18 protein-coding genes are annotated in these 19626 nt (G+C 44.6%); all 18 read left to right on the top strand.

Annotated features, from left to right (window positions below; all coding sequences use genetic code 11):
- Window positions 1-7: 7 nt before the first annotated feature.
- Window positions 8-412: a response regulator gene (locus GF401_06730; GenBank protein MBD3344741.1), complete on the top strand. Its 405-nt coding sequence runs from the start codon at window positions 8-10 to the stop codon at window positions 410-412.
- Window positions 409-3207, top strand: coding sequence for a chemotaxis protein CheA (locus GF401_06725; protein ID MBD3344740.1), 2799 nt, complete (start codon window positions 409-411; stop codon window positions 3205-3207). Before GF401_06730 ends, GF401_06725 begins: the two co-directional genes overlap by 4 nt.
- Before the next feature lie 124 nt (window positions 3208-3331).
- Entirely contained in the window at window positions 3332-3847 is a 516-nt protein-coding gene (locus GF401_06720; GenBank protein ID MBD3344739.1) for a chemotaxis protein CheW, read from the top strand.
- A 168-nt stretch (window positions 3848-4015) separates the two neighbouring features.
- A complete protein-coding gene (locus GF401_06715) occupies window positions 4016-4819 on the top strand; it encodes a methyltransferase domain-containing protein (GenBank protein ID MBD3344738.1) in 804 nt (267 codons plus the stop codon).
- 12 nt (window positions 4820-4831) lie between these two features.
- Complete coding sequence (locus tag GF401_06710) at window positions 4832-7855, top strand: PAS domain S-box protein (GenBank protein MBD3344737.1); 3024 nt, start codon at window positions 4832-4834, stop codon at window positions 7853-7855.
- Window positions 7836-8228 (top strand): response regulator, encoded by a 393-nt coding sequence (locus GF401_06705; GenBank protein MBD3344736.1) that lies wholly within the window; start codon window positions 7836-7838, stop codon window positions 8226-8228. Before GF401_06710 ends, GF401_06705 begins: the two co-directional genes overlap by 20 nt.
- 43 nt (window positions 8229-8271) lie before the next feature.
- Entirely contained in the window at window positions 8272-10641 is a 2370-nt protein-coding gene (locus GF401_06700) for a response regulator (GenBank protein ID MBD3344735.1), read from the top strand.
- Window positions 10642-10656: 15 nt separating this feature from the next.
- Window positions 10657-11034 (top strand): response regulator, encoded by a 378-nt coding sequence (locus GF401_06695; protein MBD3344734.1) that lies wholly within the window; start codon window positions 10657-10659, stop codon window positions 11032-11034.
- 46 nt (window positions 11035-11080) lie between these two features.
- On the top strand, window positions 11081-11536 hold the full coding sequence (locus GF401_06690; GenBank protein ID MBD3344733.1) for a chemotaxis protein CheX: 456 nt from the start codon (window positions 11081-11083) through the stop codon (window positions 11534-11536).
- A gap of 22 nt (window positions 11537-11558) precedes the next feature.
- Window positions 11559-11942: a response regulator gene (locus GF401_06685; GenBank protein ID MBD3344732.1), complete on the top strand. Its 384-nt coding sequence runs from the start codon at window positions 11559-11561 to the stop codon at window positions 11940-11942.
- A 19-nt stretch (window positions 11943-11961) separates the two neighbouring features.
- The gene (locus tag GF401_06680) at window positions 11962-12318 is read left to right on the top strand and encodes a response regulator (protein ID MBD3344731.1); all 357 of its coding nucleotides are present in this window, start codon (window positions 11962-11964) and stop codon (window positions 12316-12318) included.
- A gap of 21 nt (window positions 12319-12339) precedes the next feature.
- A complete protein-coding gene (locus tag GF401_06675; protein MBD3344730.1) occupies window positions 12340-12816 on the top strand; it encodes a chemotaxis protein CheD in 477 nt (158 codons plus the stop codon).
- The gene (locus GF401_06670) at window positions 12813-13652 is read left to right on the top strand and encodes an HDOD domain-containing protein (protein MBD3344729.1); all 840 of its coding nucleotides are present in this window, start codon (window positions 12813-12815) and stop codon (window positions 13650-13652) included. The genes GF401_06675 and GF401_06670 overlap by 4 nt, the downstream gene beginning before the upstream one ends.
- A gap of 95 nt (window positions 13653-13747) precedes the next feature.
- A complete protein-coding gene (locus GF401_06665; GenBank protein ID MBD3344728.1) occupies window positions 13748-14134 on the top strand; it encodes a response regulator in 387 nt (128 codons plus the stop codon).
- Window positions 14127-14585 carry a hypothetical protein gene (locus GF401_06660; GenBank protein MBD3344727.1) on the top strand — a complete coding sequence of 153 codons (459 nt, stop codon included), beginning with the start codon at window positions 14127-14129 and terminating at the stop codon, window positions 14583-14585. The genes GF401_06665 and GF401_06660 overlap by 8 nt, the downstream gene beginning before the upstream one ends.
- A gap of 42 nt (window positions 14586-14627) precedes the next feature.
- The gene (gene cheB / locus GF401_06655) at window positions 14628-15662 is read left to right on the top strand and encodes a chemotaxis-specific protein-glutamate methyltransferase CheB (GenBank protein MBD3344726.1); all 1035 of its coding nucleotides are present in this window, start codon (window positions 14628-14630) and stop codon (window positions 15660-15662) included.
- Window positions 15663-16145: 483 nt separating this feature from the next.
- A complete protein-coding gene (locus GF401_06650) occupies window positions 16146-17561 on the top strand; it encodes a DUF342 domain-containing protein (protein ID MBD3344725.1) in 1416 nt (471 codons plus the stop codon).
- A gap of 82 nt (window positions 17562-17643) precedes the next feature.
- The gene (locus GF401_06645) at window positions 17644-19497 is read left to right on the top strand and encodes a PAS domain S-box protein (GenBank protein MBD3344724.1); all 1854 of its coding nucleotides are present in this window, start codon (window positions 17644-17646) and stop codon (window positions 19495-19497) included.
- The last annotated feature ends 129 nt before the right edge of the window (window positions 19498-19626 follow it).

Here is a 19626-nt window from a genome sequence, read left to right as displayed (position 1 = left end):
AATAGCTATGTATAGGGTATTGCTGGCGGATGATGATCATTTTTGCCTCAGGGCGCTGAAAAAATATCTAGGGGATATCGGTTGTAATGTTTCTATCGTGGATAACGGTAATGATGCTTTTGAAGTGATGCAAAGGGAAAATTTTGATCTTTTTATCGGAAATTATCATCTTCCGGGAAAATCATGTGAACGGTTAATTCCCGAATTGCGTGCTCGAGGATGGGATACCCCCTCTATTCTGATGACCGGCGACATAACCGAAGAGACTGAACGCAACGCACGCCAATTGTCGCCGGTCTTCTTTTTTGTGAAACCAATAAACCTTCCCGACCTGAAAGCTGTTGTGTATAAAGTTTTGGAAAAAGATAAAACTACTGCCGTTTCCAATGAAAATGTATCGGGAACGAAATGAAAGATACTCGGGGGAGTAAGAAATACATGACTCAAAAAAATGATTCTATTGAAAAAACCTTGAACCGGGTTGCATCACAACTGCCCCTTTTAGATAAATCCGATCTTACCTCCCTTACGGAGATCATGGGAGCGATGGAACAGTTAGCGGGGACGGACAATTTGCCGAAGGCATTTTGCAGTATGGCCGACCGCGCTGCAAAGCTGGCCGAAAATATTATCATGGATGAGACAGCTTTTGATACCGGATGTTCAAAGTTGGGGGAATGTGTCGATAAGATGTCCAAAGCCCTCTTTGCCATGGATAACAACGGTGAAGTTAAAAAAGAGGGGAACAAAACAGTAGCTGATCCGGATGATAACAGCGGGGAAGACAATAGCGACAAAGGGAAAAAGAAAACCGGCAAACAGCAAAAGAAACAGGATAATGACGCAGCTAAAAAGCTTATCGATTCCTTTGATGAGGATGTTGAAAGCGACAGGGCCGTAAGTATGAAATCCGGTGATGGACAGGGTGGGACAATTAATTTCCCCGAGGATCTCAAGGAGCTTGCCACCAGGTTTGCGGCACAACAGATGCCGGTTGTGGAAGATTTTGAAGCCTATATTCTGGAGTATGAGAAAGGAGCTCCTCAGGCCAAAGGCGCCATCAAAAGAGTCCTCCATACCTGGAAAGGTGAATTTGGTGTTTTGGATCTGAGAAATTATTCGAAACTTATTCATGATGTTGAAGAGGCTTTTGAAAACGGATCATTTACAGGGGATAACCTTTTCAAACTCAAGGATCTGCTTGCTTCACGAATAAGTGATTTGACATCAGGATCGGTTGCCGATATAAGCGAAAAAGATACCACTGCTGTATTTGGAAACAACTGCGGCCGTGATAACACGGAAAGTGTCCCCACTGACGCCACGGGGGATCAACAAGCTACCGCCTCATGTGAAGAACAGCCATCAACAACCTTACCTTCTTCTCAATCGAATGCACAGCCTGAACAAGCATGTGTAGCTGTTGATCCCTCGCTTATTAAAGACTTTGTCACCGAATCACGGGATCATATCAATAGTGGGGAATCGCTGCTTTTAGAGCTTGAGAATGATCCGGCGAATCCCGAACATCTAAACAGTATTTTCCGTTCCTGCCATACGGTTAAAGGGGTTGCGGGCTTTTTAGCGCTCAAAGAGGTGAGTGAACTTGCTCACAGCATGGAAAATGTAATGGATATGGCTCGCAAGGGAAATCTCATACTTGAGCCGGTTCATATAGATCTCCTGCTCGAATCGATGGATTGTTTAAAAGAGTTTATCGCTATTGTTGAAAATACCCTGAGTGGTGAAGCCTATTCGTTACCTGAATCCTACCGGAGCATAATGGAAAGGTTGGCCTCACCCCGTTCGCTCGGTGAAAAACCGAATATAGCACCGGCGTCATCACCCGATAAAAAGGTGGGAGAAATTCTTGTAGAGAAAGGAACTATTTCGGCAGAAGAAATTGAAGGAGCGTTGGAGGCTCAGAAAAAAGGTGATGGCAGAAAAATCGGTGAAATACTTATTGAAAACAAAAAAACGTCAAGCCGGCAAGTTGCGGGCGCACTTGCGAGCCAGAATGCGGCCCGGAAACCGGTTGTGGAAGAAACTATACGGGTCCCTGTTGACAGACTGGACCAGCTTGTCGATGCTATCGGTGAAGCGGTTATTGCTCAATCGATGATTGCTGCAGATCCGGCTGTTATGGAAGCACGAAATCAGAAACTGGAGAAAAAGATCGCTCAAACAAGCTTGATCATGCGCCAGGTACAGGAACTTTCAATGGCCCTTCGAATGGTATCGATTAAATCCACATTCCAGAAGATGGCCAGGCTGGTACGGGATCTTTCGAAAAAATCCGGGAAGGAAGTTAATTTTGTTACTGACGGCGAAGAGACTGAGCTTGACAAGTCTGTTGTCGAGAATATCGGTGACCCCCTTATTCATATGATTCGCAACTCGGTGGACCATGGTATTGAAGATTCGAAGGAAGGCCGTATTGCCGCCGGAAAAGATCCTGTCGGTATTGTCAAACTCAGTGCTTTCCATAAGGCGGGAAGCATTTATATCGAGATTTCCGATGACGGCCGTGGGCTGGACAGGGATTCGATATTAAAAAAAGCGGTAAAACAGGGGCTGGCCAGAGAGGATGACAAGTTATCCGACCAGGAGATCTACCAGTTCATTTTTGCCCCCGGTTTTTCGACGGCGAAGAAAATTACCGATGTCTCCGGAAGAGGGGTCGGCATGGATGTTGTCAAGAGAAATATACAGTCCCTACGGGGGTCCGTCGAAATACAATCAGAACCGGGAAAAGGAACGACCTTTTCGATCAGGTTGCCGCTGACTCTGGCGATTATCGATGGTATGATTGTGCGGCTTAAGGAGGAATCCTATATCGTACCGACCTTATCGATTATTGAATCACTCAAGCCTCAGGAGAAACAGATTGAATCGATCATGGGCAGAGGTGAAATGATGAAGGTGCGGGGTGAGTTGCTCAACTTTGTACGATTGTCCGGGATTTTCGGAACCAATGGGACAAAAACCGACCCCAGAGAAGGTATTGCCATTATTGTGGAAGATATGATCGGTAAACGGATCGCTCTTCTGGTCGATGAGATTCTTGGACAGCAACAGGTAGTAATTAAAAGCCTGGGCCACGGTCTGGGCGATCATCCGGGTGTTGCCGGCGGCGCTATCATGAGTGACGGCAATGTTTCGCTCATCCTCGATATCGGAGAAATAGTAAAACTGGCAGGGGAATAAAGAAAAAATGAAGAGGGCTACCAGGATATCGAATTTTCAATATAATTACCATACTGTTTCGGATTTCGGATTTCGAGTATCGGATTTCGAATTTCGATTTTAATCCCCCAAGGAGGTGTGTTTCATGTCACAAAACACTCATACTGATACAGCGGCCGAAGTATCGGATATCGGAAAGAAACTGTCCGGCAAATATCTGACCTTTATACTGGGTGACGAAGAGTACGGTCTTGAGATTCTCAAGGTACAGGAGATCATCCAGATGCAGAAGATAACCAAAGTGCCGAAGGCACCGGAATTCGTGCGTGGCGTGATCAATTTGCGGGGAAAAGTCATTCCCGTGATCGAGTTGCGGGCCAAATTCTGCATGGCGTCTCAGGAAGATACCGATAAGACCTGTATAATTGTCGTACAGATCGAGTCCAAGGGGAATCCGGTGACTATGGGTATTATTATCGATGAAGTTAAGGAAGTTCTGGATATTAAGCCCGATGAAATTGAGGAAGCGCCCACTTTCGGATCAAGTATCGATACCGATTTTATCATGGGCATAGGAAAGCTCGGTGAAAATGTAAAGATGTTACTCGATATACAGCGGGTACTTTCGGGAAATGAAGTTGATATGTTGTCGAATATGTAAAACCGGCTTTTTTCCAAAATGGTCATCTATACGAAGTGTAAAAGTGACAATAAAATGACGGTAAAGAATTTGCATCTATTGGTTAAGCATCATATGGACAATCCCTCTCCTTCACGAAAGGAAGGAGAGGGGTTGTCGTTTTAATACCATTTACAATGAGTTGTGCTGATGGATAAAAAGATATTCATTCAATTCCGGGATATCATCTATGCCGCCGCCGGTATCTCTCTTAATGAAAAAAAAGAAGCCCTGGTGAGTGCCCGGATTGCCAAACGTATGCGGGCACTTGGTATGGAAGAACATGAAGAGTATCTGCAGTATGTCCAGAATGATAAAAACGGTGAAGAAATTGTTCAACTGCTGGATGCTGTTTCAACCAATGTCACGCACTTTTTCAGAGAAAACGAACATTTTGATTTTTTAAGCGAAGCGATGTCTCAATGGCTCGAACAGGGGCAGCGGCGATTCAGGTACTGGTCTGCAGGCTGTTCTTCGGGAGAGGAACCCTATTCGATCGCAATGACTCTTCTCCAGACCCTGGATGGCCGGACGTCCGACATGCGGATTCTGGCAACCGATATTTCGACACGAATTCTTGCTGCAAGTATGGCTGGTGAGTATTCGGCCCGTAAAATTGAAAATGTTTCTCCCTTTTTACGGGAACGGTATTTTGTTAAACAAGGAAGAAACACTACGGCAGTGTATAGAGTAAAGGACCAGTTAAAGAAAATGATCCTTTTCAAAAGACTCAATCTGTCGGTTGTACCCTTTCCCATGCAAGGACCTATGGATACGATATTCTGCAGAAATGTCATGATTTATTTCGATAACGAGGTGCGGAAACGGCTTTTAAACGAATTCTATCGCCTTCTGAAACCCGGTGGGTATCTCATGGTTGGCCATGCCGAGAGCTTGACGGGTATGCTCAGTGGATTTAAATGTGTCAAGCCATCGGTTTATGTAAAAGCATAGAAGAACGTAATAATGAAAAAGACAGAACTCAACGAGAAATTTACGGATCTTCTGACTGTTATCCAGTTCACCGAACGGGTATGTACAAAATTGTATGCCGATCTCGATGAAAACCGGATTTATGAAACAGTTATACAAGAATTTAATAGAATGGAAGACTTTATTGTTACTATCTTCGTCGCAAACTGCCGCAGTTCACGGTTGCGATTATTTGGTACAACACTTCCACCCGCAATCATTGCAGCATCCGAAAAAACGACAGGTATTTTACTGCAAAATCTTGAGATTGATTTAACCAAAGCGGAACATTACCAACGGACTGTCTGTAAGGGTGAAACTGTACTTGTTGACGGTAGAGAAATAATGCGTGAGCTTGTGCCTGGCGCTGCGGTGGAAAGCATAGGCGAAATAACCGACTTCTGGTCACGAAAAATGGCCATGTCTCCTATCTATGTTGACCGGGAAATTAATGGTATTATCTGTATTTCGGCCCCATTGGAAGCCGAATATTTTGTCCCCACGGTCAGAAACCTCTCTCATCATATTTCTGCAGCGCTTAAACTTGCCGGAGAACATAAGCAGCGGACTGCTTTAGAAAAGCGTTTGAGTGAAAGTGAAGAACGCTATCGTTCATTGATCGAAAATACCGAGGATATTACCTACTTTGCCGATTTGAACGGCAACCTGATATACATCAGTCCGCAGGTACAGAGTTATGGATATACTCAGGAAGAGCTTGTGGATAAAAATATTCTGGAGTTTATCCATCCTGAAAGTCAACAAGACGTAGATCTGAATTTTCTTGAATTAATCAGTAATGGCAGAGATGGTGCGAATGAATTTCGACTGGTTTCAAAGGATGGAAAAACCTACTGGTTTGAAGACAGAAGCAAAGCCCGGAAAGACAGCGAGGGTGAGATTGTCGGTGTTTCCGGGATACTTCGCAATATAACCGAACGGAAAGAAAATGAGGAAGAGCTGCAGAGGATAAACAAAAAACTTGCTCGAACGGTTGCCCATGCCGAATTATTTGCCAAGGATGCAAAGGAGGCGAATGAAGCAAAAAGTAAGTTTTTGGCGAATATGAGTCATGAAATCAGGACGCCCCTGAACGGTATTATCGGTATGGCCGAACTGATAGGGGAAACACATTTGACAACAGAACAGCTCGAGTATCTCGATATCATAAATAACTCGTCACGGTCTCTGGTTGAGTTAATCGACGAGATACTCGATTTCTCAAAGATCGAAGCCGGCAAAATGAATCTCATGCACAGGCCCTTTTCTCTTGAAGAGGTTTGTGATGAGATTGCAGATCTCCTGGCCAAACATGCCTTTGATAAGGGACTTGAATTTATCTGTTTCAAGCATCCTGCAATACCGGATCTGCTTTTCGGCGATAAATCAAGGTTGCAGCAAATACTCCTGAATATCGCCGGGAATGCCGTGAAATTTACCAACCGGGGTGAAGTTCGAATCGGGGCTACAAAAAAACATGAAACGCATTCTCATGTACTTGTCGAATTTGAGATACAGGATACCGGTATTGGTATCAAAGAAGAGAACATGCACCTTATGTTCCAATCTTTTTGTCAAATCGATTCCTCGACAACCCGAAAATATGGAGGCGCCGGATTGGGGCTTGCCATTGCAAAAAAACTTATCGATTGCATGCAGGGTGAAGTCGAAGTGGAGAGCACCGAGGAAGAGGGCACTCTGTTTCGAATTACCATGACTTTCGAAAAAGCCGGAAAAGAAAAAACTATTCTGTCTCCTTCACCACCGCTTAAGGACAAAAAGATTGCGCTTGCGGTTGAAAGTAAATCCCTGCGAAATATTTTGGTGGAATATATCACTTTCTGGGGCGGGACTGCAGAAAATTGTGATGATATCGCTGCCCTTGTCAAGGAAAATGGAAAGGATTTGAAGCAGAAAAATCCATACCTTGCTGCGATCATTGAATCCAGGCTGCTCGAAAAATATTATTCCGAAAAACCGGAGATAAACAATGAATTTCAAATGAAAGCCATTGTGATAAATGAAATGTTTCCGGGTACATCAAATCTAACTGATAAATACAAAATCGGCACAGCGGCAATTGTGCAAAAGCCGGTCAAAGGAATGCGATTAAAAGACGCCATAATAGCGGCATGTCGCAATAATGAACCACCTATGGAGAACTGCAGGGTTGAAAAGTGCAGGGAAATCGATGTTACACGGCGGAAAACAAGAGTTTTGCTGGCCGAAGATAATGAAACCAACCAGAGAGTTGCGGTGTATATATTCAATCGTATAGGATGTACGGTTGATATTGTCGAGAGCGGAAAGGAAGTACTGGAGGCATTAAAATCGAAGTCCTATGATATTGTTTTTATGGATATTCAAATGCCGCTCATGGATGGTATTGAAGCAACAAGGATTATCCGCAATTCACCCGTATTACCTTCTCCTGTCCGCTCGATACCGATCATTGCCATGACGGCCCACGTACTGTCGGAAGACCGTCAAAGATGTATTGAAGCGGGTATGACCGATTATATTGCAAAGCCGATTACATCAGAGAATCTCAAAAAAGCGCTTGAGCTGGTAAAAACCTCTGAGAAATGCTTAACGATACGAAAGGGTTTGAAGAAAAGTTTTATCGTGGAGAATGAGGTGTTCAACCGTCGCGAATTTTCCAGCCGGATGGAAGGTGACGCAGAGCTGGTTTGGAGAGTGTTGAAGGTTTTTCTGGGTGATGTTCCGGTTCAGATTCAGTCATTATGGACACATCTCACTGCTGTCGATTGCAAAGCGATAAGCAGGCAGGCACATAAAATCAAAGGGGCATGCAAAAATATTGAAGCCCGGTCGATGGCTGACATTGCGGCAAAACTCCAGGAGGCGGGACATAACGCCGATCTCGGTGAAATTACACAGCTTATCGAAAAACTTGAACTGGAGTTCAGAATATTAAGGATTGTATTGTCGTCAATAGATCCCAAGAGAATGCTTTTGTACGCAAAGGAGAGAGTCGATGAAAATGCTTGTGGTTGAAGATGATTTTAACAGCCGGAAATTACTGTTGAATATGCTGCTTTCCTATGGTGAATGTGATGTTGCCGTTGATGGAAGAGAGGCTGTTCGCGCTGTAAAAATATCCTGGAACGAACAGAAACCTTACAAACTCATTTTTCTGGATATCATGTTGCCCGAGATGGATGGGCATGAGGTATTGAAAAAAATACGGGAATTGGAGGAAGAAAAAGGGTTTCGATGTTCGGATGGTGTTAAAATTGTCATGACGACTGCTCTGGATGACAAAAAAAACATCATGCAGGCATTTAGGCATCAATGTGAAGGCTATCTGGTCAAACCGATCACGCGTGCCAAGCTCGAGGCTCAATTACAGGAACTCGGTTTACTTTGATCTAAAACAGAACGTCGCAATAAGAAATGACAGGTATTGAATAATGAATGAAGAAGCAACCAGGTCTGCAGCAATTATCAATGACGATATTACCCAGCTTACTACTATGACTGCTTTGCTGGAAAAACATGGTTATACAATTATTCCGTGTACGAGCGCCGAATATGCATTGGAAGAGCTTTCTAAAAGAACTCCACCGGATATCATTATAACCGATATTCAAATGCCCGGTATTGATGGATGGCGGTTTTGCCAGATTATCAGATCCAAAACATATAAGAAGCTTAATTCGGTACCGGTGATCATGATTTCTGCGGTGTTTAAGGATGAAGATGTTCACCGGGTAAGCAGCGAAATCGGGGCGGATGCATTTTTGCCCGTGCCGGTAAATCCGGAATCGCTGTTGAATACAATCGAAAACCTTCGTGAAAAAAAAAGGGAATCAAAGAAAACAAGCGTACTCATAGGAGGCCCGGTTTCGGCCGATCGGAAAAAACTGGTTAATGCTTTTGCCGCTCATGGATACAAAGTAATTACCGCTTCCGACATGTCCCACACGATACAGCAATATAAAAATGCCCAACCTTCGGTCGTGGTGATTTCTGATGACCATTCTCTCTCGGGGGGGGTAGAGGAAACAATTCAGGAAATGAGGCAAATGGATTACACTGTCACACTTATTTGCTGTATACCCGATTCGAAAAAAGAATTATGCAAACACTATGTACAGGCTGGTGCGGATGCATGTCTTCAGCCGCCTTTTATTGATAATTATCCGGTGATTCTCTGCGAAAAAATAATGAGGGAACGAGCCTTTGTAAAGGTTGAAGAGCTTTTACGAAAGCGGACCTGGGAATTGGAAGAGAGTAGAGAGAAATATAAAACCATGATGGATTCCATGGTCGATCCTATATATATATGCTCGCCCGATTATGGAATTGAATATGTCAACAAGGCGATGATCAGGCTGATCGGTTCCAATCCCCTGGGAAAAGAATGCTATGCTTCCATATTCGGCAATACATCACCCTGCTCCTGGTGCCGGTTGGCGGAAATAAAAAAGGGAGAAAATGTTCAATTTGATATTGAAAGCGATGCGCTCCATAAGCAATTTCGGGTTACAGCAGCCCCTCTGAACCACCCCGACGGTAAAACATCGCAGCTCTCGATTCTTCACGATATAAGTCAGGAAAAGGAACTGGAAAACCGTCTGCGGCATGTACAGAAGATGGAAGCGCTGGGGCATTTGGCCGGGGGGGTGGCACACGATTTTAATAATATTCTCGGGGCCATTCTCGGATATGCGGATATGGTCAGAGAAAATAATGTCGATGAGAGTGGTACGCCGGTCGATAAAACCCTTGGCCGGCGGATGGATACCATTATCAAGGCCACCAATAGGGCTGGTGCATTGGTAAAGCAATTGCTGGCATTCTCCCGTCAGGGGAAATATCTCAATGATCCAACCGATATTCATCATACCCTTAAAGAGGCTGTAACGCTTCTCGAACGGACAATCGACAAAAGGATATCGATAGAGATTATGCCCAACGCCGAACGATCAATTATTACCGGTGATCCTCATCAACTACTCAATGTGTTTTTAAACCTGGGAGTCAATGCGCGTGATGCCATGCCCGGCGGTGGCAAGCTCGTTTTCAAGACACGATGTCTCGATATTTCGCTGCAATCAAAATTGAGCAGAGCGGAGGAAATAGAACCCGGACCATGCATCTGTATAGACGTAAGCGATACCGGTGAGGGAATACCTGCTCATGTTATCGGAAAGATATTCGATCCCTTTTTCACTACCAAAGGACAGGGAAAGGGTACCGGTCTTGGACTGGCGGGTGTGTACGGCACGATTAAAAATCATCGGGGGCATATCGAAGTGGATAGTGCATCGGGACAGGGAACGGTGTTTACTATTTATCTCCCCTTGGCTTCAGTGGCGGAAGCCGGCAGACACATTGCTCCGGAATACAAACCGCTCCAGCGGAATGGTTCGGGGACAATTATGGTGGTTGATGATGAGGATGCCATACGTGATGTGGCACGGGATATACTCGAGGCACAGGGATATAGGGTCGTCACTTTTGTTAATGGAAGGAAGGCGATTGATTACTACAGAGAGCATTTTGCCGAAGTCGACCTGGCAATAATCGATATGATCATGCCGGAATGTAACGGGAGCCGGTGTTTTAATGAATTGAAAGCGATTCATAACAAAATCAAAGCCGTTCTGACAACCGGATACAGTACCAGCAGTGAGGCGGGAGATATGAGCGATGACGGCATTTTGTATCTGCTCAAAAAACCGTTTTCGAAAAATGATCTGCTTGAGGCTGTCCGGGCGGCATTGCACGATGAAAACTTCAATCCTGAAGCGGTCAGAGAATCTTTGAAACGTTAGGAGCAAAAGGAATATATGCAGCAGGATAAAAAAGTGGTACTTGTTGTCGATGATGAAGAGACGATCCGTGAATATATTCGCTTGGTATTGGAGAATGAAGGATATACGGTTATCGAAGCGCAAGACGGTCTACAGGCGCTCAATTTTTTCAAAACCTTCCATATCGATATGATGATCACCGATCTGATTATGCCCGAAAAGGAAGGAATTGAAACAATTGTATCGCTCAGGGCGGAATACCCTGAGGTAAAAATAATCGCGGTTTCAGGAGCAGCATCATCCGACATCTATCTGCAATCGGCTGGCAAATTAGGCGCCGATGCAATAATTCAGAAACCTTTTGACAGAAAAAAGTTACTGCATACGGTTGAAGATTTATTTGGTAAACAATAAGCTCATGATATTCAACAGAATAAAGCTCTAAAAACAAGGAGGTCCGATGGATGTTTCTTATGTAAACCCTTTTATTACCTCAACAATCGAAACATTTAAAACCATGATTAATACCGAGGTCAAACCAGGGGCTCCGCGGGCCAAAACCGAACCCTTTCCCACCCATGATATATCCGGTATTATTGGATTGTCCGGCGATGCCCAGGGGTCGATTGCCATAAGTTTTCCCAAGGTTCTTGCTCTTAAATTCGTTTCCCTGATGACCGGGATGACGATTAAGATCGTCGGTCCCGACTTAACCGACGGGATCGGTGAAATCGCCAACATAATTGCCGGTAATGCAAAACAGCATTTAGACGGACTCAATCTCATGATTTCATTGCCCAATGTAATAATCGGCAAAAGTCATACACTGTCGACACAGAAGGGCGTTCCCACCCTTATTGTGCCCTTTCAATCGCCTTCGGGTGAATTCGTTATGGAAGTTTCTTTGAAAACGTGAGACAGAGGTAAGGATGTAACGTATGAATATACTGATAGTAGATGATCATGAAGAGATAAGACAGATGCTTAGAGAAATGCTTCAGGAAAACGGCTATCATGTTTTTGTAGCCGAAAACGGCAAGCAAGCCATTGATTTGCTTGGTGTCAACAAAATCGACCTTATAATTTCGGATATTTTGATGCCTGAAATCGAGGGAGTTGAATTCATTCTTAGACTTCGTCAATCTAAAATTCCGGTAATTGCCATAAGCGGTCTGCGAAGGGAAGATGTTGTTGCACAATTTTTTGCATCCATTGGTGTCGTTGGTTTCCTGCAAAAGCCTTTTATGGTCAATGATGTTGCTGTACTGGTTAATAATGCCAGGAAGACAAGGAAAATGAAAGAATACAACAAAAACAGCTGAAAAAATCAGGAGGCTTTTTATGAAGATTTTATTGGTTGACGATTCGGCAATAATGCGGAAGATACAGAAAACTCAGCTTAGCGGCATGGGGATAACAGATGTTGTTGAAGCTGGTGACGGACAACAGGCGTTAGACAAGCTGGAAAGCAGTATGCCCGTTGATACTATCTTACTCGACTGGAATATGCCCGTCATGGATGGTATCACATTTTTGAAAAAAGCCAGAGAAAATGCTGCGTACAAGGATGTAAAAATAATCATGTGCACATCGGAATCTGAAAAACCAAAGGTTGTCGAAGCGCTGAAAACCGGCGCAAACAATTACATTGTTAAGCCGTTTACGCCTGAAGCTTTGAAAGAGAAACTCGGAATATAGAAAAACAGCAGATACACAAAAATGAAATATATTGTCGGCGTATCAGACATGAAAGCGTGCAGGGGAAATGGTGACATGATTGTCACCCATGCCCTCGGTTCCTGTATCGGCATCGCCATTCACGACCCGGTTGCCGGAGTTGGCGGCATTCTGCATTACATGCTGCCGCTGTCAAAGGTCGATCCACCCAAAGCTCAGAAGAATCCATTTATGTTCGGTGACACGGGTATTCCTCTTTTGTTCAGGGAGGCCTATAAGCTTGGAGCAAAAAAGGAAAATCTTCGGGTGGTAATGGCAGGAGGCGCCCAGGTTTTCGAAAAAAAAGATTTCTTTGATATCGGTAATCGAAACATTGTTATTGCCCGTAAAATGTTCTGGAGAAACGGCGTAATGATCGCTGCAGAACATGTCGCTGGCCATATACCACGGACATTGTATCTGGATGTGGATACCGGAGAGAGCTGGTTCACCAGTCATGGACAAAGAGGTGATCTATGATCGGCATTCAGGAAATAATCAAAAAATCTGAAGAACTGCATCCATTGCCCCGGTCGGCATGTAAGTTGGCGGAAGTGGTTGCGTCTGCAAAGAGCTCGGTCGATGATATCGTTACGGTAATTGAATACGACCAGGCGCTTACCATTGATGTGCTTAAATTTGCGAATTCGGTATTTTCCTCGTCGAACACACCGGTGTCTTCAATCAAAAATGCCGTAATCCGCCTTGGCGGCGCCCGTATTCTCGAACAGATTGTCGCACGGAATGTCAAAAACAGTATCAGCAAGCCGGTGCCTTCCTATGGATATTCGGAAGATGAACTCTGGCGACATAGTGTCGCTTCAGCAACCGCCGCCGAAATTATGAACAGCTTTGTTGAAATAAGTATCGAAGGGGTTGCATTTACCGCGGCGCTGCTTCATGATATCGGAAAGCTGGTGTTGGGGAGAAACGCCGGGCAAGCGATGATGGACCGGGTATGGCAAAGAGTTGTTAATGAGTCATGCACCTGTGCCGAAGCTGAATATTTTGTCTTTGGCTTCACCCATGCAGATATCGGCGCCGAGATTATGGCACAATGGAAATTGCCCGAAATAATCATCACCGCAGTAAAGTATCACCATAGCCTCGATGAAAATGTTGCTCTTGAAACCGACTGTGTCCGGATAGCAAATATGGTTGCCCGGTCAATCGGAGAAGGTATCGGATACGAAGGTATGCAGCTGGCTGTCGACAGTTCCATTCAGGAACGGCTTGGGTTGTCACGTGAAAACTTTGAAAAATTATGTGCATCGACAAAAGAAAAATTGGACAATATAATGGAAATGTATGGATGAGGAATCCAACAACCAAATTCACTTTTTCGAGTTTTGAGATTATAATATGATTACCATAAAATTTCGAATTTCGAATTTAACCAGGGAGCGGCCCTATGGCCTATACTATTATGATTGTTGATGATTCGGAGACTATCCGGGCAGTACTGGAACGGGCACTGGCAATGACCAAACTGCCGGTCGATTCGGTACTCCATGCCGATAACGGTATACAGGCTCTGGAACAAATGAAGGAGCGGTGGGTGGATATCGTGTTTACCGATATTCATATGCCTCGGATGAGCGGTATCGAGCTTATCGACGCCATGAATGCTCACGCCGAACTCAAGGAAATTCCTGTTGTAATTGTCTCGACTGAAGGGAGCAAAACGCGCATTACCGAACTCGAGAAAAAAGGTATTAAGGGATATTTGCGGAAACCCTTTACTCCTGAAGCAATCCGGGATGTGATTATTAAAACACTGGGAGGATGGGATGAGTGAATTGAATAATAATGAAGTAGCCTCGCAGGTTATAGCCCGTATTCTTGAAGATGCTGCATTTATTTTCACCGATCGTTTGGATGGGAATGAGATGTCGGAACTGGAACGGTGGAATGCAACAGGATTTTCACTATCCTTTACGGGTGAAAGGTCGGGGTCGCTTTGTATGTGGGCTGATGATTCATTTGCCCGCTATGCCGCCGCCAATATGCTTGGCATTGATGAAAATGATGATGATGCCGAAGATAAGGGTAAAGATGCCATGAAAGAGATTCTCAATATGGTTGTTGGAAATTTTATAACTGCGCTGTATGGTGAAGATCCCATATTTGATCTGGGTATTCCCGAAAGGCTGCCGGATGAATCGCTGGGTGAAGACCTTAACAGCAAAGACACGGTCTGGCTGCAGGCTGAAGGTAATCCGGTCCTTTTTGTTGTTAAAGAAGAATAGCTCTTTTTCGACACTCAAACTTTTTCCACAGTTTTCATTTCAATGATTAAAGTCCTTGTTGTTGATGATTCGGCAATTGTACGGCAGATTCTGTCGAAGGAAATCGATAAGGTAGCCGATATGCAGGTGGTCGCAACCGCGCCCGATCCCTATGTTGCACGGGATAAAGTCATTCGCTACAATCCCGATGTTATGACCCTGGATATTGAAATGCCGAGAATGGACGGCCTCACCTTTCTGCGAAAAATCATGCAGTATTATCCTATTCCCACGATCATTGTAAGTTCACTGACACCCAGGGGGAGTGTGATGTCGCTTGATGCATTGGACCTGGGAGCAATTGATGTTATCTCCAAACCCGGGGCTGCATATACGGTAGGGGATATTTCACCTATTCTTATCGAACAGATTCGCACCGCATCAAAAGTCAATTTCGATACAATTAAGCTCATGCAGAAAGAAAGGATGCAAAGACCGGTAAAATCACTTGCTCTTAAGAAGACGACCAATAAAATTATTGCTATCGGGGCGTCAACCGGTGGAACAGTGGCGATAGAAAACGTCTTATGCCGGATGCCGCGGAATGCGCCGGGTATTGTTATTGTTCAGCATATGCCCGAAAAATTTACAACATCCTTCGCCCAGCGGCTCGATCAGATATGCGATATTGAAGTACGTGAAGCAAAAAACGGCGATTCAATAATTCCCGGGCTGGCACTTATTGCCCCCGGTAATTTTCATATGGTAGTAAAACGAAGCGGAGCCCGGTATTATATCGAAGTTAAAAACGGGCCACCGGTCTACCATCAACGCCCCAGTGTCGAAGTGCTCTTCAATTCGGTAGCTAAATATGTGGGCGCCAATGCTGTCGGCGTCATCCTCACCGGGATGGGTGCGGACGGTGCTACGGGGCTTTCGGATATGAAAGAGGCCGGCGCTCATACCATTGCCCAGGATGAAAAAACCAGCGTGGTCTGGGGAATGCCCGGCGAGGCCGTTAAGATAGGCGCAGCCAGAAAAATATTACCCTTGCAGAAAATTGCCGAAGAAGCCCTTGCGATGGCGCAGAGTGAGTAGGGCAAGGGAAAGAGAGTAGGGGATAATGGACGACGATAATAGATCAGGATGGCGAAGGTGGATAACAGAGTATGACCATCGATATGGCTTCTGACCGCTGACTTGCGTTGAACGAAGATGGTGGATTAAGCCTCAGGTCTGGTTTTCCTTCCTTACTGTATCAAATCAATACATCTCCTTAAAAACACAGCATAAAAAATCTTCTTGTAATTTGTTGCTTTTCAGCAGATTACACGGAATACTTCTCTCAGTCTTTTGCTTAACATGTACACGTGTCTCAATTGGAGACGCCTTGGAGGCACGGACAGCCGGAGGTGTTGCTTTTTTGAGACAGTAACTATATTCCATTTTATTGACAAATGAATTTTTCGGGCTTTTATGAGCAGAAAAGGATACATTGGGATAATGGCACAGTATTTGTATTATAATCGGTATCACTCCGTTATTTTGGTCCTGTAACTCATATGATGAGGGGATAAGAGTATGACTGATGCATCAACGAAAGATAAGATTTCCTGTTCGATAGCAGAAGATAAGATGCTTGCCCGGCTCAGTATCGAAGAGCCGGGAGAGGAGAGAGATAAAATAGCTCCGCAGGATATTCTGGATGAACTTGAGCGTACGGGAATTGTATACAGCATTGACAAAGATATCATTAAAATAGCTGTTGACTTCTACAATGAATACGGTCAGGGAGAGAGTGACGCCGTTGTTGCAAAAGGAACGGTACCCGTTAACGGCAAGGATGGGCGAATTGAGTGTCTGGTGGATTTTTCAAAACCGGTAGTCACGTTCCTTAAAGATAAAAAGAAAGAATACAAAGAGACCGACAGGATGCCGGCAGTTGCAAAGGGAGCGCCGGTATTTCGAATAGTTCCACCCACAAAGGCTGTTGATGGAATGACTGTTACCGGAGAAAAAATCCCCGCAGTCAGGGGTAAATGGAAACACTCGCCAAAAATAGACAACACTGAAGTGTCTAAGGAGGATCCCAAGATACTTCTCGCCGCGATCGATGGATGTGCTGTATGGTATAGTGGCCGGTTTGCACTGTTTCCATGCCGTGTTATTAAGGGAAATGTCGACAATACAACGGGAAATATCTCCTTTGAAGGCGTTGTGAAAGTATTGGGAGATATTAAATCGGGATATACGGTTGAAGCGAAGGCCGGGATTGCCGTTCACGGTAATATCGAAGATGCCCATCTGAAAACCGAGGGAGATGTCACGGTAAAAGGGGGATTCAACGGAACAGGAAAAGGAACAATCGAGTGCAGCGGTAAGGTGGAAGTCGGTTATGTACGAAACCAGTCGGTAACCGCTATGGGATCGATCTTCATAGGCGGAGAATCGATAGGCGCACGCCTTTACTCAAGAAATAAAATAATTGTCAGGAGGAAAGATGTTGTTCTTGCCGGGGGCAGTTGCTATGCATTACAGGGAATTGAATGTGCCTCCCTGGGAGCCGAAAGCGAAATTACAACAGAAGTATCGGTTGGGCTGGATCCGGCAGTGAGAAAAAAGATCGAACTTTTCAATGCAAAGATCTCCGAATTGCGAACCAGAAGTAATTATTATGCCGGGCAACTCGAGGAGATCGAAAAGAGTAAAAAGAAAAGCAAAGGGCTTTTCCAGAAGTTTATCGGTAAAATGGAGACAGTCATGGAAGCCAAAATGAATTTGGACATGCAGCTCGATGAACTGGAGAAAAAAAGAAATGTTTTTGTGAGTCATTACACAACCAATGAACCGTCAACACTTAAAGTTTTTGAGAGTTGTTACCCCGGTGTGGTTCTTTCGTTCAGTGGATTCAGCAGGTCGATCGAAAAAACAGTCACTAACCGCGAGTTTTATCTGGATAAAGGTGACGTTGTCGATGTTATGATAAACAGGAAATGACATAACCGCCTTTTTGTATGAATATAGTCCCAATCTTGCACAATTTGCAGCGGAGGGTACACCTAATGATAACAGCAAGATTATGAAAACCAAGATATACGAAACGTCAACAAGCAAAATCTGGCTTGGAAATGATGGTATTATTCGTGAGATAGTCACAAAACCGAACGTTTCGATGACATTATCGGAGGCCCAACAGGAGATTGCGGCGATTTTACTGGCATCCAGAGGCAAACCCCGTCCATGTATTGTCGATGTACGAAAGAGTGGATGGGTAACCCGGGAGGCGCGGGAATATTTATCGGGAAGTGATGCGGCCCGTGGTACATCCGCCTGTGCCCTTATTGTCGATAGTCCGCTCAGCCGAATTATAGGCAATTTCTTTACCACGTTTAACCGCCCTGCCTTTCCGGTAAAACTTCTTTCTTCCGAGGAGGAGGCTCTCGGCTGGATTCAAAAACAATCCGGCGGTTCAAAGCGACTTACAAATGAAATACCGGCAATAGTTATTGTCGTACTCAGTTTTTTCCTCTATATTGCCTTGTATCTATTTCTCGAAAAAACAATCGGGAAAGGATTTTCTCCCCTGATCGGTGTGCCTGTTTCAATAGCAGCCTGGTTATGGGGTTTGAAGGCCGGAGTTCTTTTCGGTCTGGGAGGCATTGTATGCAATACCGCTCTTTTCTATTTAAGTAATGAACCGCAGTGGAATATTCTTTTCACCCCTCACGGATTCCCTGGAACTCTTTCGCTTATTTTTGTCGCTGTAATGGTCGGATATTTGCATGATCTTCGTATGAAACTCACGAGGGAGCTTGACCGCCGCCGAAAAGCTGAACAGACAATCAGAGAATCGGAAGAAAATTTCAGGCGGGGATTCGAGTTCTCAAGTGAAGCCCTTCAACTGCTGAGTCCGGTAACCGGCAGATTTATTGCGGTAAATCCTGCCATGTGCAAAATTTTCGGGTATACGGAAGAAGAACTTCTCTTGATGTCGCCCGAAGATTTGTGCGCACTGGAAGATCGGGAAAAACAGAAAACTGCGATCACTATTCTCATGGAGGGTGGGAAAATTGAAAACCATGAGGGCCTACGAATTCGTAAGGATGGAACCCGGATCCATGTGCTGATATCGGCGCAAACTCTGACCTGGCATGGTGAAGAGGTAATCTATGGGGCAATGCGTGACGTTACGCATATGATGGAAGTCAGGAAAAAACTCGAACAGAAAAACAGAGAAATCATGGAAATCACTCATATCATTAGCCACGATCTCAAAAATCCGCTTTCGGCATTGCAAACAGTTTGTTTCCTTATGGAAAGGGGGGTGAATGAAACCGGGGATGGCCGGAATGACATCAATGAATTGATGTCAATAGGAAAAAATGCGCTTGTCTATATGCAGGAGCTTGTCGAAGACCTTCTGGATTGCGCACGAATTGACTCGGGTAAACAAAAATTGAATTATGACCAAATAAATATAAAAGAGCTGGTCGAAACAATCGCGCAAAATTATAAATATCAGCTTAAGCAGAAAAAAATCGATTTAGAAGTGGCAATTCCTGATGCAAAAGTATACGCGGACCAGGAAGGACTCACGAAAGTATTCATGAATCTGATTGCAAATGCAATTAATTATACCGGCAATAATTCGGATTCTCGTATTCAAATCGGTATGGAACGGGAGAATGGTCTTTGGCGATGTACCGTCGCCGATAATGGTATGGGAGTACCGGCAAAATTTCAGAAAAATATTTTTGATAAATTCAAGCGTGGGGCAAATGTCCGGAAGATTAAAGGCACCGGCCTTGGACTCGCCATTGTGAAAGGCATCGTTGAAGCTCATGGTGGGAAAATAGGGGTTGAAAGCACCGAAGGAAAGGGGAGTTGCTTTTATTTTACCATCCCCGCAGCAGAGAAACGTGAGGAGGTATAGTATAAAAATCCCCATCAAGGAAGCTTATGCGCATCTGCCTCCGGCGGCTTAATCGCCTGTCAGGACAGGATTGGCAATCCATTGAGCTGAGAGCGCTGTAACCTGCATTGGGCAGGCAGTAACACACAT

The organism is Chitinivibrionales bacterium, from assembly GCA_014728215.1.
Classification (GTDB): domain Bacteria; phylum Fibrobacterota; class Chitinivibrionia; order Chitinivibrionales; family WJKA01; genus WJKA01.
Note: the sequence above shows the minus strand (reverse complement) of the source record. Positions and strands in the feature narration are given on the sequence as shown.

What these genes read in the sequence shown, in the direction of transcription:
- GF401_06665 (MBD3344728.1), top strand. Translation starts at nt 13,748, where the DNA reads ATGGCCTATACTATTATGATTGTTGATGATTCGGAGACTATCCGGGCA.
- GF401_06675 (MBD3344730.1), top strand. Translation starts at nt 12,340, where the DNA reads ATGAAATATATTGTCGGCGTATCAGACATGAAAGCGTGCAGGGGAAAT.
- GF401_06690 (MBD3344733.1), top strand. Translation starts at nt 11,081, where the DNA reads ATGGATGTTTCTTATGTAAACCCTTTTATTACCTCAACAATCGAAACA.
- GF401_06715 (MBD3344738.1), top strand. Translation starts at nt 4,016, where the DNA reads ATGGATAAAAAGATATTCATTCAATTCCGGGATATCATCTATGCCGCC.
- GF401_06670 (MBD3344729.1), top strand. Translation starts at nt 12,813, where the DNA reads ATGATCGGCATTCAGGAAATAATCAAAAAATCTGAAGAACTGCATCCA.
- GF401_06710 (MBD3344737.1), top strand. Translation starts at nt 4,832, where the DNA reads ATGAAAAAGACAGAACTCAACGAGAAATTTACGGATCTTCTGACTGTT.
- GF401_06645 (MBD3344724.1), top strand. Translation starts at nt 17,644, where the DNA reads ATGAAAACCAAGATATACGAAACGTCAACAAGCAAAATCTGGCTTGGA.
- GF401_06725 (MBD3344740.1), top strand. Translation starts at nt 409, where the DNA reads ATGAAAGATACTCGGGGGAGTAAGAAATACATGACTCAAAAAAATGAT.
- GF401_06705 (MBD3344736.1), top strand. Translation starts at nt 7,836, where the DNA reads ATGAAAATGCTTGTGGTTGAAGATGATTTTAACAGCCGGAAATTACTG.
- GF401_06650 (MBD3344725.1), top strand. Translation starts at nt 16,146, where the DNA reads ATGACTGATGCATCAACGAAAGATAAGATTTCCTGTTCGATAGCAGAA.
- cheB (MBD3344726.1), top strand. Translation starts at nt 14,628, where the DNA reads ATGATTAAAGTCCTTGTTGTTGATGATTCGGCAATTGTACGGCAGATT.
- GF401_06730 (MBD3344741.1), top strand. Translation starts at nt 8, where the DNA reads ATGTATAGGGTATTGCTGGCGGATGATGATCATTTTTGCCTCAGGGCG.
- GF401_06720 (MBD3344739.1), top strand. Translation starts at nt 3,332, where the DNA reads ATGTCACAAAACACTCATACTGATACAGCGGCCGAAGTATCGGATATC.
- GF401_06700 (MBD3344735.1), top strand. Translation starts at nt 8,272, where the DNA reads ATGAATGAAGAAGCAACCAGGTCTGCAGCAATTATCAATGACGATATT.
- GF401_06695 (MBD3344734.1), top strand. Translation starts at nt 10,657, where the DNA reads ATGCAGCAGGATAAAAAAGTGGTACTTGTTGTCGATGATGAAGAGACG.
- GF401_06685 (MBD3344732.1), top strand. Translation starts at nt 11,559, where the DNA reads ATGAATATACTGATAGTAGATGATCATGAAGAGATAAGACAGATGCTT.
- GF401_06680 (MBD3344731.1), top strand. Translation starts at nt 11,962, where the DNA reads ATGAAGATTTTATTGGTTGACGATTCGGCAATAATGCGGAAGATACAG.
- GF401_06660 (MBD3344727.1), top strand. Translation starts at nt 14,127, where the DNA reads ATGAGTGAATTGAATAATAATGAAGTAGCCTCGCAGGTTATAGCCCGT.